The sequence below is a fragment of the Duganella aquatilis genome, from assembly GCF_009674565.1.
GTDB lineage: Bacteria > Pseudomonadota > Gammaproteobacteria > Burkholderiales > Burkholderiaceae_D > Rugamonas > Rugamonas aquatilis.
In genome coordinates this window covers 79,044-93,572 of record NZ_WKJL01000024.1, presented here as the reverse complement: position 1 = coordinate 93,572, position 14,529 = coordinate 79,044, and the positions used below count along the sequence as shown (strand labels likewise).

Annotated in this window: 12 protein-coding genes; 7 read left to right on the top strand and 5 right to left on the bottom strand. The window is 62.7% G+C overall.

From position 1 onward, the window contains the following. Positions 1-145: 145 nt before the first annotated feature. Positions 146-4,033 (top strand): two-component regulator propeller domain-containing protein, encoded by a 3,888-nt coding sequence (locus tag GJ698_RS24705; protein WP_154360522.1) that lies wholly within the window; start codon positions 146-148, stop codon positions 4,031-4,033. On the opposite strand, the gene GJ698_RS24700 is transcribed toward GJ698_RS24705, so the two are convergent. From GJ698_RS24700 to GJ698_RS24680, 5 genes are all read right to left on the bottom strand, one after another. Continuing rightward, entirely contained in the window at positions 4,030-4,371 is a 342-nt protein-coding gene (locus GJ698_RS24700) for a DUF1840 domain-containing protein (protein ID WP_154360521.1), read from the bottom strand. The genes GJ698_RS24705 and GJ698_RS24700 overlap by 4 nt on opposite strands. Positions 4,372-4,524: 153 nt before the next feature. Continuing rightward, complete coding sequence (locus GJ698_RS24695; protein WP_154360520.1) at positions 4,525-5,010, bottom strand: hypothetical protein; 486 nt, start codon at positions 5,008-5,010, stop codon at positions 4,525-4,527. Continuing rightward, a complete protein-coding gene (locus tag GJ698_RS24690) occupies positions 5,007-6,707 on the bottom strand; it encodes a M1 family metallopeptidase (RefSeq protein WP_154360519.1) in 1,701 nt (566 codons plus the stop codon). Before GJ698_RS24690 ends, GJ698_RS24695 begins: the two co-directional genes overlap by 4 nt. Positions 6,708-6,828: 121 nt before the next feature. Beyond that, entirely contained in the window at positions 6,829-8,337 is a 1,509-nt protein-coding gene (locus tag GJ698_RS24685; RefSeq protein ID WP_154360518.1) for a YifB family Mg chelatase-like AAA ATPase, read from the bottom strand. A gap of 96 nt (positions 8,338-8,433) precedes the next feature. Then, a complete protein-coding gene (locus GJ698_RS24680; RefSeq protein ID WP_154360517.1) occupies positions 8,434-8,673 on the bottom strand; it encodes an accessory factor UbiK family protein in 240 nt (79 codons plus the stop codon). A 276-nt stretch (positions 8,674-8,949) separates the two neighbouring features. Between GJ698_RS24680 and GJ698_RS24675 the strand changes: the two genes are divergently transcribed. From GJ698_RS24675 to GJ698_RS24650, 6 genes are all read left to right on the top strand, one after another. After that, positions 8,950-9,696 (top strand): TorF family putative porin, encoded by a 747-nt coding sequence (locus tag GJ698_RS24675; RefSeq protein ID WP_154360516.1) that lies wholly within the window; start codon positions 8,950-8,952, stop codon positions 9,694-9,696. 11 nt (positions 9,697-9,707) lie between these two features. Continuing rightward, positions 9,708-10,046, top strand: a complete 339-nt coding sequence (locus tag GJ698_RS24670; RefSeq protein ID WP_154360515.1) for a P-II family nitrogen regulator — start codon at positions 9,708-9,710, stop codon at positions 10,044-10,046. Between the two features lie 13 nt (positions 10,047-10,059). Next, positions 10,060-11,610 carry an ammonium transporter gene (locus GJ698_RS24665; RefSeq protein ID WP_154360514.1) on the top strand — a complete coding sequence of 517 codons (1,551 nt, stop codon included), beginning with the start codon at positions 10,060-10,062 and terminating at the stop codon, positions 11,608-11,610. Positions 11,611-11,738: 128 nt separating this feature from the next. Beyond that, positions 11,739-13,040, top strand: a complete 1,302-nt coding sequence (gene gshA / locus GJ698_RS24660) for a glutamate--cysteine ligase (protein WP_154360513.1) — start codon at positions 11,739-11,741, stop codon at positions 13,038-13,040. Positions 13,041-13,091: 51 nt separating this feature from the next. Beyond that, positions 13,092-14,036 (top strand): glutathione synthase, encoded by a 945-nt coding sequence (gshB, locus tag GJ698_RS24655; protein WP_154360512.1) that lies wholly within the window; start codon positions 13,092-13,094, stop codon positions 14,034-14,036. A 46-nt stretch (positions 14,037-14,082) separates the two neighbouring features. Continuing rightward, positions 14,083-14,490 carry a PTS sugar transporter subunit IIA gene (locus tag GJ698_RS24650; protein ID WP_110847503.1) on the top strand — a complete coding sequence of 136 codons (408 nt, stop codon included), beginning with the start codon at positions 14,083-14,085 and terminating at the stop codon, positions 14,488-14,490. The last annotated feature ends 39 nt before the right edge of the window (positions 14,491-14,529 follow it).

Below are 14,529 nucleotides of genomic sequence, written 5' to 3'. Positions count from 1 at the left end.
CAGGACCGTGAAACGACTCTACGCCGATGATAGTGCTGCAACCAGTGTGAAAGTAGGTTATCGTCAAGCTAGTTATTAGAAAAAGCCCCTTCCGGAGAAAATCTGGTTGGGGCTTTTTTGCTTTTGTGCATTAAAATGGGGCGATATGCGCCCCAAACTCCAGCCAGTTTCCGCACTACGTGTCTTCTTCGCCTGCGTCCTGCTGGCGCTGTTTTCAGTGGCCCGCGCGGCGCCGCTGACGCTGCGCTTTGAGCATTTGGGCGTGGAGCAGGGGCTGACGCAGGAATCGGTCGCCAGCATTCTTCAAGACCGCCAGGGTTATATGTGGCTCGGCACTCAAGCCGGCCTGAACCGCTACGACGGCTACCGCGTCACCACCTTCAAAAACGATCCCGCCAATCCGCAGAGCTTGCAGGACAACTACGTCCAGGCCCTGTATGAGGATGGCGCCGGCCAGCTGTGGGTCGGCAGCAAAGGCGGCCTGGACCGTTACGATCCGGTCACGCAAAACTTCGTCCATATGTTGAACAAGGTCGCGGTGGTCGGCATCGTGGGCGACGGCAAGCACGGCTTGTGGCTGGCCACCGGCGACGGCTTGCAGCACCTGGATACCGCCAGCGGACAGTTGATGATCCTGCGCCATGCCGAGGCCGACCCGGACAGCATCAATGACGATCGCGTCGGCGCGCTGGCGCGCGACAAGCAAGGCAATCTGTGGGTTGGCACCGCGCGCGGACTGGACATGCTGGCGGCCGACAGCACCCGCTTCCTTCATTTCGGCAGCCAGGAAAGCACGGCCGAAAACAATATTCTGTCCTTGTCCATCGGCCGCGACGGCGTGTTGTGGGCTGGCGCCATGAAAGGCCTGCAGGCCTGGCAGATCAAGGGCGAATCGGCCGAGCGGCTGGCGCCCGCGGTGCCGGCCGACCTGGCCAGGCTGCGCGTGGTCAAGCTGCTGCATGACAGCGACGGCACCTTGTGGCTGGCCACCTTCACCGACGGCGTGCGGCGGCGCGATCCGGCCAGCGGCCGTTTCTACCGCTACGCGCGCGACAACTTGAATCAGCACAGCCTGACCGACAACCAGACCAGCGCCCTGTACCAGGACCGCACCGGCACGCTGTGGATAGGCAACTGGTATGGCGGCGTCGACCATGTCGATCTGAGCAGCGGCGGCTTCGAGCGCTACAGCGAGCAGAACGGCGTACTGCCCGGCATCGGCAGCAACAAGGTGCGCGCCATCGCGCCCGCGTCCGGCGGCAAGATGTGGCTGGGATCGGCGGCTGGCCTGGCCTTGCTGGACCCGGTGCAAGGCGAGGTCGAGTTCACCTCGAACGCGGTGCGGCGGCCCGGCGCGCTGCCGAGCGATCCGCTGGCTTCGCTGGCGACCGATCAGCAAGGCCGCCTGTGGGTGGGCACGCTGAACGGCTTGTTCTGGCGCGCCGCCGGCAGCGACCGCTATGTTGAAATACCGCTGCCCAGCGATCCGCTGGCGCGCTCCATTCAGCGCATTCTGGTGACCAGGGACGGTGTGATCTGGGCCGGCTCGCGCATGTCGCTGTACCGCATCGACCCGCAGACGCTGGCCATGCAAACCTTCCAGGCCGATGTGTCCGATCCCGACAAGCTGTCTGGCCGCGTGTATGCGCTGCTGGAGGACAAGCGCGGCAATTTCTGGCTGGGCACCGAGAACGGCATCGACCGGCTGGACCGCGCCACCGGCAAATTCGAACACTATCGCCATGATCCGGCCAGGCCGGACAGCCTGGGCCACAACCGCGTGCATTACCTGTACCAGGATGAACAGGAGCGCATCTGGATCGGCACCGCGGCCGGCCTGAGCGTGGGGCGCATGGGGAAGGATGGCAAGCTGAGTTTCCACTTCTATCCGCCGGCCAACGGCCGCTCGCCCGACCCCATCGGCGCGATTCTGCCGGACGAGCAGGGCCGTTTGTGGATCAGTTCGACGGCGGGGATTTCGCTGTTTAATCCGGCCACCGGCCAGTTCAGGAATTACACCTCGAAGGATGGCCTGATCGACGGTTCGTATTTCATCGGCTCCGGCTATCGCGGGCCGGATGGCACGCTGTACTTCGGCGGCCTGGAAGGCGTGACCGCGTTCCAGCCCTCGCGCATCCATGACAACCCGCACGCGGCCCCGGTGTCGATCACGGATTTTTCCATTTTCAATCAATCGATCCTGGGCGGCGCCGGGCGCCCGGATGTGCTGGCGCGCGGGCCGCTGGACCAGGCCAGGGCATTGGCGCTGTCGTATCGCGATGCGGTGTTTTCGTTTGAATTCGCCGCCATGCACTATGCCGATCCGCAGCGCAACCGCTACGCCTATCAGCTGGAAGGCTTCGATCCGAACTGGGTGACCACCGATGCCGGCAAGCGCTTCGCCACCTACACCAATCTCGATCCCGGCAACTATGTGTTCCGCGTGAAGGCGGCCAACAAGGACGGCCTGTGGAGCGCCGAGCCGGTGTCGATGATGATCACGATTGCGCCGCCGGTGTGGAAGACATGGTGGTTCCGCCTGCTGGCGGCCTGCCTGGTGCTGGGCAGCGCCTACCTGCTGTTCCGCATCCGCATCCGCCTGCTGGTGCTGCAGAAGCAGGATCTGGAACAGGAAGTCGGCAGCCGCACGCGCGAGCTGGTGCAGCAGAAGGAGTCCATCGAGCGCGAGAAGGAAAACGTCGAACAGGCGCACCGCAATATTTCGCTGCTGTCCGACATCGGCCGCCGCATCACCGCCAATCTCGACAGCGAAGCCATCATGTCGCTGCTGTACCAGCAGGTGCATACGCTGATGGACGCCAGCGTGTTCGGCATCGGCATTTACCGGCCGGAACAGGAGCTGATCGAGTATCCGTTCGCGATGGAGCGCGGCAAGCGCTACACGCCGTACACGCGCAGCATGCGCGAGCCGAACCAGCTGGCGGTGTGGTGCATCCTGCATGCGCAGGAAGTCTTCATCAACGACCTGGAGCAGGAGTACGGGCGCTATATCGACAGCCTGGACCTGGTGTCCGGCGCCGAGAACATGGGCACGCTGGAAGATGGTTCGATTCCCACCGAGCCGCGTTCGCTGATCTATGTGCCGATTTCGGTCGGCGGCCAGGTGCGCGGCGTGATCACCGTGCACAGCTACCGCACGCACGCCTACCAGCGCATCGATCTCGACATGCTGACCACGCTGGCGTCCTACGTGGCGGTGGCGTTCGCCAATGCCGATTCCTACCGCCAGTTGCGCGATGCGCAGCAGCAGCTGGTGGAGCGCGAGAAGCTGGCGGCGCTCGGTTCGCTGGTGGCCGGCGTGGCGCACGAATTGAATACGCCGATCGGCAACAGCCTGGTGATCGCCAGCACGCTGGAAGACAAGACCACGGAAATGGAAGTCCTCAACGCCGGCAATACGCTGCGCCGTTCCGACCTGAGCGGTTTCCTGGACGCGGCGCGCGAAGCCTCGACGCTGCTGATGCGCAGCCTGCGCAATGCGGCCGAGCTGGTGAACAGTTTCAAGCAGGTGGCGGTGGACCAGGCCAGCGCCAAGCGGCGCGTGTTCAATCTGCACCAGGCCAGCCACGAGATCGTCATGACGATGAAGAACCAGGTGCGCAAGGCCGGCCATCACATCGTGCTGGAGATGCCGGAAGAGATCGTGATGGACAGCTTCCCCGGTCCGTACGGCCAGGTCATCATCAACCTGATCAACAACGCGCTGCTGCATGCGTTTGAAGACCGCGAGGACGGCGAGATCCGCATGTGGGCCGTGCCGCTGGGCGCGGACCGCGTGCGCATCGTGTTCCAGGACGACGGCAAGGGAATTCCGCTGGAACATCAGGCGCGCATCTTCGATCCGTTCTTTACCACCAAGCTGGGGCAGGGCGGCAACGGCCTCGGCCTGAGCGTCACCTACAACATCGTGACGTCGCTGCTGGATGGCTCGATACGGGTGGACAGTGCGGTGGGCGTCGGGACGCGCTTCACGATGGATTTACCGTTGAAAGCGTCCCTGGCGGGGGATTAAATGCCCCAGATGATGTGCTCGTTTTCCGCCTTGGCGGTGCGCAGCATTTCCAGCAGCGGGTAGGCGCGCGCGGAGAAGCCGACGCGTTGTGCGGCGGCGTGTTCCTTGGTTTCGCCTTCTTCCTGCTCGTGGGCGTGCACGTCGTGCTCGACGTCGTTTTCCGGATGCAGCTTGGTCTCGGCAACTTCATGTTCCAGCACCGACAGCGCCTGCGCGGCTTCGGCGGCGGTGATCACACCGCGCGTAGGATTTTTGTGCAGCAGGTCCAGGATGCGCTGGGCGTGTTCCTGGTACATCAGGACTTCCGGGCTGGATTTCGATTTGAATGCGATTAACATAAGCAACGCTTTCTTGATCTTGTAGAGTAAAAAGGCGGTAAAACGCCAGTCACTTAGACTTTAATACATACCTGAAACTTTACAAGACCTTGGACTCGCTGTTTGGGCGCTGGCGCACCGGATTAAGTATTTTCTAAGCGAATAATTCAGTTTTTACTGAGGTTTGAAAGAACTGAAGAATGTTTCCAGCGTTTCGGCGTCGATTTTCTGCGGCGGGCCGACCACGACGATTTGATAAATTTGCCGGCCTTGGGCCAGGAAACGGCCGCTCAGGCGCATATTCCCGCCGCTGGCTTCCACTTCGACGGCGCCGCCGGCCAGCGTCCTGCGGCTGCTCACCGTGCCGCCAATATTGCTGACCATGGCGCTCTGCATCGCCGCGAGGGCGTCCGCCGCCTGCGCGGCGTCGGCCAGTTGCGCGCTGCCGATGGCAAACACCACGCCATCGATCTCGGTGGCCGCCATGGTCATGCTGACGGCCAGTTGATCGAGCTTGATGGCGCGGGTCTGCGTCGCCGGCTTGCCGGGGAACAGCACGGCGTATGGCGCGTCCGGACTGCGGTAGTCGCGCCAGTCGTACTTGGGGCTGCATCCGGCCAGGAGCGCGGCCAGCAGCAAAAGCGCCAGCGTGCCTTTCATCGCTTGGATTTCTTCTTGGCGTCGGCGGCTTTCCATTCATCGATCCAGGCTTGCTGACGCAGCACGCGCGACATCGGGTCGATGGTCACTTGCGCGTGCGCCGGCAGGCTCAGTTCGCCGGTGCCGTCGGTCATCGGCAGTTTCTCGATGCGCTCGTTGATGCGCACTTCGACCGGCATCGGGAAGGCGCCGCCGTCCGCCAGCTTCCAGTGCAGCTTGAGCTTGCCGCCGCTGCGCTCTTCCACCAGTTCCGGCAGCGCCGCGTGGTAGAGGTAGGCGTTGAAGAACCAGTTGAGGTCGCGGCCGCTGGCTTCGTTGGTGAACTGGACGAATTCCTTGGTGCTGCTCCAGCGCGGCTGGAAGTGGCCCGGCGTCGGCGCCGCGGTGCCGTAGACCATGCGGCGGGTGGCGGTGAAGAAGGCGTCGTCGCCGATCAGGTTGCGCAGCGTGTGCAGGATCAGCGCGCCCTTGGTGTAGATATCGTTGCCCGGACCGCCGCGCGCGTCTTCATAGATGTCTTCGATGCGCTGGGTCTTGCCGCTGACCACCGGCGCCTTGTTCATCAGCGACTTGCGGAAGTTGAACAGCTCGGCCTGGAACTCGCGCTCGCCGCGCATCGACTCCAGGTACAGCGGCTGCATATAGGAACCGAAGCCTTCGTGCAGCCACATGTCGTCCCAGTCGGCGTTGGTCATCTGGTTGCCGAACCACTCGTGCGACAGCTCGTGGTGCAGCAGCCAGTCGTAGCCGTAGGCGGACTTGGCGTAGCCGTTGCCGTAGGCGTTGATGGTCTGGTGTTCCATGCCCAGGTGCGGCGTTTCGACCACGCCCATTTTTTCATCGCCGAACGGATACGGGCCGACGCGATATTCAAAGAAATCCAGCATCGGCGTGAATTCGGTGAACAGGCCCTGGGCTTCCTTGTCGTGGCCCTTCAGGTACCACATGCGCAGCGGAATGGTGTTGCCGAAGCGGCTGGCGTAGTCGCCGGACAGCGTTTCGTACGGCCCGATGTTGAGGGCGACGCCGTAGGTGCTGGGATTCTTGGCGTGCCAGTTGTAGGTGCGCCAGCCGTCCTTCTCGTCCATGCCGGTGGCGACGCCGTTGCCGGCCACCACCAGCGGCGCCGGTACGCTGATGTGCAGATCGATCAGTTGCGGCTTGCCCATCGGATGATCGATGCAGGGCCAGAACAGATCGCAGCCTTCGCCTTCGACGGTGGTGGCGATCCATGGCTGGCCGTCGGCGGTCTGGCTCCAGGTGAAGCCGCCATCCCACGGCGCGCGCTTGGCGACCTGCGGCGTGCCGTGGTACTGGATGCGCACGGTGGTGCGGGCACCGGCCGGCAGCGGCGACGGCAGGGTCAGGTACAGGCGGCCGTCGGGATTGCTGATCGCGGCCGGCGCCAGCGCGACGCCGTCGATGCTGGCGCTGTCGACCGGCAGGTTGCGGTCGAGTTCGACGGCGATGCGGGTCAGCGGTTCTTTCAGCAGGAAGGTGAGGGCGGCGTCGCCGCTGATGCTCTTGGTGGCCGGATCGACGCGCAGCGCCAGGTCGACTTTTTCAAACGTCACCGCCAGTTGCTCGGGCGCGCGCGGGCTGCCGGAGTTGAGGGTGAAATCGGTGGCGGGCGGGCGGGTGGCGGCGCAGCCGGTCAGCAGCGCGCCGGCGGCGAGGTAGAGGGGCAAACGGGTCATTGTGGTCCTGGCGTGAGTTAGCTGCGAGCAAATATAGCAGCAAGCGGGCAAGACTTGGTATGTTGATGGCGCGGTTGGACCGCTTTTTATATTGGCAGCGATGACGGCTCAGCGCGTTGCGTCACGCGTGTAGCGCACGGCGGTACTGCACGGCCTCCGCCACGTGTGGTTCGTGGATGGTGTCGGAGCGGGCCAGGTCGGCGATGGTGCGGGCGACGCGCAGGATGCGGTGATAGGCGCGGCCGGACCAGTGAAAGCGCTCCATGGTCCAGCGCAGGTAGGCCTTGGCTGGCTTGTCCAGCTTGCAGTAACGGTCAATTTCACGCGGGGTCAAAAACTGGTTGCGCTTGCCCTGGCGTAGCACTTGCAGGTCCGCCGCAGCCTGCACGCGGAGGGCGATGACGGCAGATGGTTCGCCGTCCGCCGATGCCGCGAGGACGTGGGGATCGATGGCGCCGACTTCCATTTGAATGTCGATGCGATCCAGCAGCGGGCCGGAGATGCGGCTCTGGTAGCGCAGGCGCACGTCCGGCGTGCAGCGGCAGGCGATGCTCTTGTGGCCGGTGTAACCGCAGGGGCACGGGTTCATGGCGGCGATCAGTTGGAAGTGCGCAGGAAAGTCGGCCTGCCGTGCGGCGCGCGAGATGGTGATGTGACCGGATTCCATCGGCTCGCGTAACACGTCCAGCACACGGCGATCGAATTCCGGAAATTCGTCAAGGAACAGGACGCCGCGGTGTGCCAGCGAAATCTCGCCTGGACGCGGCACGCTGCCGCCGCCCACCAGCGCTGCGCCGGAGGAAGTATGGTGCGGCGAACGGAACGGGCGGCGCTTCCAGTTCTCAATGCGAAACGCGCCGGTCAGCGATTGCACGGCGGCCGCTTCCAGCGCTTCCTCATCGGTCATCTGCGGCAGCAGGCCGGGAAAGCGCGAAGCCAGCATGGTCTTGCCGGAACCGGGCGGGCCCACCAGCAGAACCGAGTGGTTGCCCGCCGCAGCCACTTCCAGCGCGCGTTTGACCAGCAGTTGCCCTTTGACGTCGGCGAAGTCGGGATACTCCGGCGCGGCGGCCAGCGGCGCGGCTTCGTGGCGCGACAGCATGGACTCGACCGATTTGCCGGCGAAGTGGCGACACACTTGCAGCAGCGAGTCGGCCGGATAAATCGCCGCGGTGGAAACCAGCGCCGCCTCGTCGGCATTCGCCAACGGCAGGATGAAAGCAAGGCAGCCGCCATTGCGGCGCGTGGCCAGCGACATCGCCAGTGCGCCGCGTATCGGGCGCAACTCGCCGGACAGCGACAGTTCGCCGGCAAACTCATATTGATGCAGACGGCGTGCCGGAATTTGTTTGGAGGCGGCCAGGATGCCAAGCGCGATCGGCAAATCGAAGCGTCCCGACTCTTTCGGCAGATCGGCAGGCGCGAGGTTGACGGTGATGCGTTGGGCGGGGAATTCAAAGCCGCCATTCTGGATGGCGGCGCGGACGCGGTCCTTGGCTTCCTTGACTTCGGTATCGGCCAGGCCGACGATGGCGAAGGACGGCAATCCATTCGCCAGATGCACTTCCACGCTGACTTCCTGCGCTTCCATGCCCGCCAGGGCGCGGCTTTTGAGTACGGCGAGAGACATGGCTGGACGGACAGGCAAAAGGGACCAGCTGCCAGCGTAGCCCAAGCCTGTCGCGTCGCTTTGCGCCAGGCCAAACGGCCCGGCACAAATGGATGATTATTGATTAACCTTGCTTTCCAGCTCGGCCAGGCGGGTTTCCAGGGCTTCCAGCTTGGCGCGGGTCTTGGCCAGCACCTGGGTCTGGATGTCGAATTCCTCGCGCGTGACCAGGTCCAGTTTGGCGAATCCCTGCGTCATCATGGACTTGACGTTCTTCTCGATGTCCTTTGCTGGTGAATTTTCGATGGCTTGGCTGATCTTGTTTTGCAAGTCATTAAAAAAAGTGTTCATATCCATAATATTCCTTGATCTGGTTGGTCCATCATTGCACCATTAGGGTGCGTGTCGGCGTTAATGTGGTGCGAATCCGCCGAAATCCCGCTGTGCTCTCCCCGTCGTTCTCACTTTGGTCTCAGCCGGGCCGTTGTCAACCATGATACGCCACCTGTTTGCTGAACAACATTAGCTGGCACACATTCTGCTAAAGAAGCTGTTGAATGCTTTTCATCGCTTCACATAAAAGGATTTTAAACCGCATCTGCTAATCAAGTTCAACTCACTAGGAAAACAATTATGAAAATGACCAAGAACTTTACCCTGATTGCTGCGTTGACCTTAGCATTCGCGTCCATGGCGCGCGCCGAAGAAGCGACACCCGCTCCTGAAGCAAAACCAGACAACGAAGTCAGCTATAACGCTGCCGTTGTCAGCGACTACCGCTATCGCGGCGTATCGCAAACCCGACTCAAGCCAGCCTTACAGGGCGGCGCGGATTACGTGAATAACCCTACTGGCCTGTACGTGGGCACCTGGCTGTCGACCATCAAATGGGTCAAGGACGGCGGCGGCGACGGCGAAGTTGAATGGGATCTGTACGCCGGCAAGCGCGGCAACATCACCGCCGACATCAGCTACGACGTCGGCGGCCTGTACTACTACTATCCGTCGAACAAGCTGAGCCCAAGCGCCAACACCTTCGAGCTGTATGGCCAGATCACGGCCGGCCCGTTCTCGGTCAAGTATTCGCATTCGACCACCAATCTGTTCGGCTTTGTCGACAGTAAAAATTCCGGTTACCTGGACGGCCAGTTCAACAACGAAGTGTATGACGGCTACGTCCTCAACCTGCACGTGGGTCACCAGAATGTGAAGAACAACGGCGCCGCCAGCTATACCGACTACAAGGTGGGCGTCACCAAAGATTTCGGCGTGGTCAGTGTGGCATTGGCGGCGGTCTATGCCGACACCGAAGCCTACGTCGGAAAAGGGAAGAACCTGGGTAAAACCGGTGCTGTCCTGACCATTTCCAAAACCTTCTAAGCGAGGCCAGTATGAAAATGATTACCGCCATTATCAAGCCGTTCAAGCTTGACGAGGTGCGTGAAGCCCTGTCGGCGATTAACGTGCAGGGCATTACCGTGACCGAAGTGAAAGGCTTCGGTCGCCAGAAGGGCCACACCGAGCTGTACCGCGGTGCGGAGTATGTTGTGGACTTCCTGCCGAAGACCAAGATCGAAGCGGCAGTGGACGACGCCATCGTCGAACAGGCCATCGAAGCCATCGAAGGCGCTGCCCGTACCGGCAAAATCGGTGACGGCAAAATCTTCGTGTACAACCTGGAACAAGTGATCCGCATTCGTACCGGTGAAACCGGCAACGAAGCTCTCTAAGAGGACGATGAGAATGAAGAAAACTATAACAAGCTTGCTGGCTGGGGTCTCCATCCTGTTTGCGCTGGCAGCACCCGTGTATGCGCAAGACGCCAAGCCGGCCGCTGAAACGCCGGCTGCCGCTGCCGCTTCCGCCCCGGCGCCTGCCGCTGCTCCGGCGCCGGCCGCCGCCGCACCTGCCGCTGCCGCACCTGCGGCCGCCGCGCCAGCCGAAGCCGCACCGGCCGCCGCGCCGACGCCACAGAAGGGCGACACCGCCTGGATGATGGTGGCCACGCTGCTGGTGATCCTGATGACGATTCCTGGCCTGGCGCTGTTCTACGGCGGCCTGGTCCGTTCCAAGAACATGCTGTCGATCCTGATGCAGGTGTTCATGATCTTCGCGCTGATCGTGGTGCTGTGGTGCATCTACGGTTACTCGCTGGCGTTCACCGAGGGCAATGCGTTCTTCGGCAACCTGCATGACCGCACCTTCCTGAACGGCATCTTCGATCCGGTCAAAGGCACGTTTGCCTACGCCGCCACCTTCAGCAAAGGCGTGGTGATCCCTGAGTTCATCTTCGTGGCCTTCCAGGCGACCTTCGCGGCCATCACCTGCGGCCTGATCGTCGGCGCCTTCGCCGAGCGCGCCAAGTTCACCGCGGTGCTGGCGTTCATCGTGATCTGGTTCACCTTCGCCTACCTGCCGATCGCCCACATGGTCTGGTTCTGGACCGGCCCTGACGCGATCAAGGACGCGGCCACCCTGGCCACCGAAACCCTGAAAGGCGGCTTCCTGTTCCAAAAAGGCGCGCTGGACACCGCCGGCGGCACCGTGGTGCACATCAATGCCGCAGTGGCCGGCCTGGTGGGCGCCTACATGATCGGCAAACGCGTCGGCTACGGCCGCGAATCGATGGCGCCGCACTCGGTCACCATGACCATGATCGGCGCGTCGCTGCTGTGGGTCGGCTGGTTCGGTTTCAACGCCGGTTCGCCGCTGGAAGCCGGCGACATCGCCGCGCTGGCCTTCATCAACACCCTGCTGGCCACCGCTGCCGCCACCGTGTCGTGGGTCTTCGCCGAGTGGATCTTCAAAGGCAAGCCATCGATGCTGGGCGGCGCTTCGGGCGCGGTTTCGGGCCTGGTGGCGATCACCCCGGCCTGCGGCTTCGTCGGTCCGATGGGCGCGCTGATCATGGGCCTGCTGGCTGGCGTGATCTGCCTGTGGGGCGTGAACGGCCTGAAACGCCTGCTGGGCGCGGATGACTCGCTGGACGTGTTCGGCGTGCACGGCGTCGGCGGCATCCTGGGCGCGATCCTGACCGGTGTGTTCGCTGCACCGTCGCTGGGCGGCCAGGGCATCTTCGACTACGTTGCCAACAAAGCATCGGCTGACTACTCGATCGCCGGCCAGGTGACCATCCAGGCTACCGCTGTCGGCACCACCATCCTGTGGTCGGGCATCGTCGCCATCATCGCCTTCAAGCTGGTGGACATCGTCATCGGCCTGCGCGTTCCGGAAGAAGAAGAGCGCGAAGGTCTGGACATCACCACCCACGGCGAGTCGGCTTATCACTCCTGAACCGATTCCTAATTAACAAGGTTTCATCAGAAAAGCGCCCCTTGGGGCGCTTTTTTTATTTCCAGCCTTTAAAATGACGTTTTTGCCCTCATTTGGCATAGTCCGCATGGTAATAAGGAAGTAATAACATGGTTCCCCACCTCGTCACGGCCCTGAGCGGACCCCTGCTCGACCTGGAAGAAAAGATCCTGGCCGCCACGCCCGCCATTGAGCGCTGGTTCCGCCTTGAGTGGCAGGAACACACGCCGCCATTTTATTGCTCTGTGGATATGCGGAACGCCGGCTACAAGCTGGCGCCGGTGGATACCAATCTGTTCCCGGGCGGCTTCAACATGCTGGCCACGGAAATGCTGCCGCTGTCGGTGCAGGCCGCCATGGCCGCGATCGACAAGTATTGTCCGGACGCGCGCAACCTGCTGCTGATCCCGGAAGTGACCCAGCGCCATCCCACCTACTGGCAGAACGTCGCCCGTCTGATGCAGATCTTCCGCCAGACCGGCCTGCACGTGCGCCTCGGCTCGCTGTCGCCGGACGTGACGCAGCCGACGCCGATCGCTCTGCCGGACGGCAATATGCTGGTGGTCGAGCCGCTGGTGCGCTCGCCGAACGGCCGCCGCGTCGGCCTGAAAGACTTCGATCCCTGCACCATCCTGCTGAATAACGACCTGTCGGCCGGCATTCCGGACATCCTGCAAAACATCCACGAGCAGAGCCTGCTGCCGCCGCTGCACGCCGGCTGGGCGCTGCGCCGCAAGAGCAACCACCTGAACGCCTATGACGAGGTGGTCAAGAAGTTCGGCAAGCTGATCGGCGTCGATCCATGGATGCTGAATCCGTTCCACGCCAAGTGCGATGCGGTCAACTTCCGCACCGGCGAGGGCTACGAATGCCTGGCCGCCAACATCGACACGCTGCTGGCCAAGATCAAGAAGAAGTACAAGGAATACGGCATCAAGGACCACAAGCCGTTCGTGATCGTCAAGCCGGACGCCGGCACCTATGGCACCAGCATCCTGACCATCAAGGATTCCAGCGAGATCAAGGATCTGACCCAGGCCCAGCGCGACAAGATGATCGTCATCAAGGATGGCAAGGAAGTGACCGACTTCATCATCCAGGAAGGCGTGCCGACCTTCGAGAGCATCGAGAGCGCGGTGGCCGAACCGGTGGTGTACATGATCGACCGCTACGTGGTGGGCGGCTTCTACCGCGTGCATGCCGAGAAGGGCGTCGACCAGAACCTGAACGCGCCCGGTTCGCAGTACGTGCCGCTGGCGTTTGCCCAGCAGCACGCGGTGCCGGATCTGAAGGCCAAGCCGGGTACGGCGGCGCCAAACCGCTTCTACGTGTATGGCGTGGTGGCGCGCCTGGCGCTGCTGGCGGCGTCGCTGGAAATGGAGCGCACCGATCCAAATCCCGAGGTCTACTGAGCGACTTCCGGATCTCGGCTAAAATCAGGCATTACCTCTACTGGACGCACCATGAAAATCGCTTTCCTCGCCGACCCGCTGTCGACCTTCAAGACCTACAAGGACTCCACTTACGCCATGATGGTGGAGGCGAACAAGCGCGGCCACGAGGTCTACGCCTTCCAGCAGAAGGACATGGCGGTCGAGCAGGGCGTGGTCACCGCGCACGTGCAGCGCATCAGCTTCACCGGCGATCCGCAAGACTGGTACCGCGCCGCCGATCCGGTCGAAACCAATCTCGGCGAGTTCGACGCCATCCTGCAGCGCAAGGATCCGCCGTTCGACATGGAATACGTCTACAGCACCTACCTGCTGGAACTGGCCGAAAAGCAGGGCGCCAAGGTGTTCAACAAGCCGTCGGCGATCCGCGACCACAATGAAAAAGTCGCCATCACCCAGTTCAGCGAGTTCACCTCGCCGACCCTGGTGACCGGCGACGAGGCGCGCATCCGCGCCTTCCAGAAGCTGCACGGCGACATCATCCTCAAGCCGCTGGACGGCATGGGCGGCACCGGCATCTTCCGCGTCAAGGCGGACGGCATGAACCTGGGCGCCATTATCGAGACGCTGACCGGCAACGGCCAGTACACCATCATGGTCCAGCGCTTCATCCCGGCCATCGAAAAGGGCGACAAGCGCATCCTGGTGATCGGCGGCAAACCGGTGCCGTTCGCGCTGGCGCGCATTCCGCAGAACGGCGAAGTGCGCGGCAACCTGGCCGCCGGCGGCCTCGGCGTGGCGCAGCCGCTGACCGAGCGCGACTTCGAGATCGCCAACGCCCTGGGTCCGATTCTGGCCGCCCGCGGCCTGTTGCTGGTAGGATTAGATGTTATCGGTGATTTCCTCACGGAAGTTAACGTCACCAGCCCGACCTGCTTCCAGGAGATCACGCAGCAAGCCGGTTTCCCGGTGGCGGCGACCTTCATCGACGCGCTGGAAGCGGCAGCGGCGAAATAGTCCCCGATGACAAGAAAACTTTATTCCTCACTGGCGGTTTAACAATATGGTAGGCATACTACTTATGACGCATGCACCACTGGGACAGGCCTTTCTTGCGGCCTGCGCCCACGTGTTTCGCGGTCCCACCGAGCACCTGGAAGCGATCGACGTGATCGCCGACCAGGACCTCGGCGAAGTGCAGGATCTGGCGGCGGCGGCGATCAAGCGTCTCGACGACGGCGACGGCGTGCTGGTCATCACCGACGTCAAGGGCGGCACGCCCGCCAACTGCTGCAACCGGCTGGCCGACGCGGGCCGGGTGGAAGTCATTGCCGGCATCAGCTTGCCGATGCTGCTGCGCGCCATCACCTACCGCCGCGATACGCTGGACGTGGTGGTCGAGATGGCCCTGGCGGGCGCGCAGAGCGGCGCGGTGCGCGTCGACAACCGGATACGCGTCGGGGAAACCTGACGATTTTTTAGCAATGCGCAATCTGATTGAGACAAAATA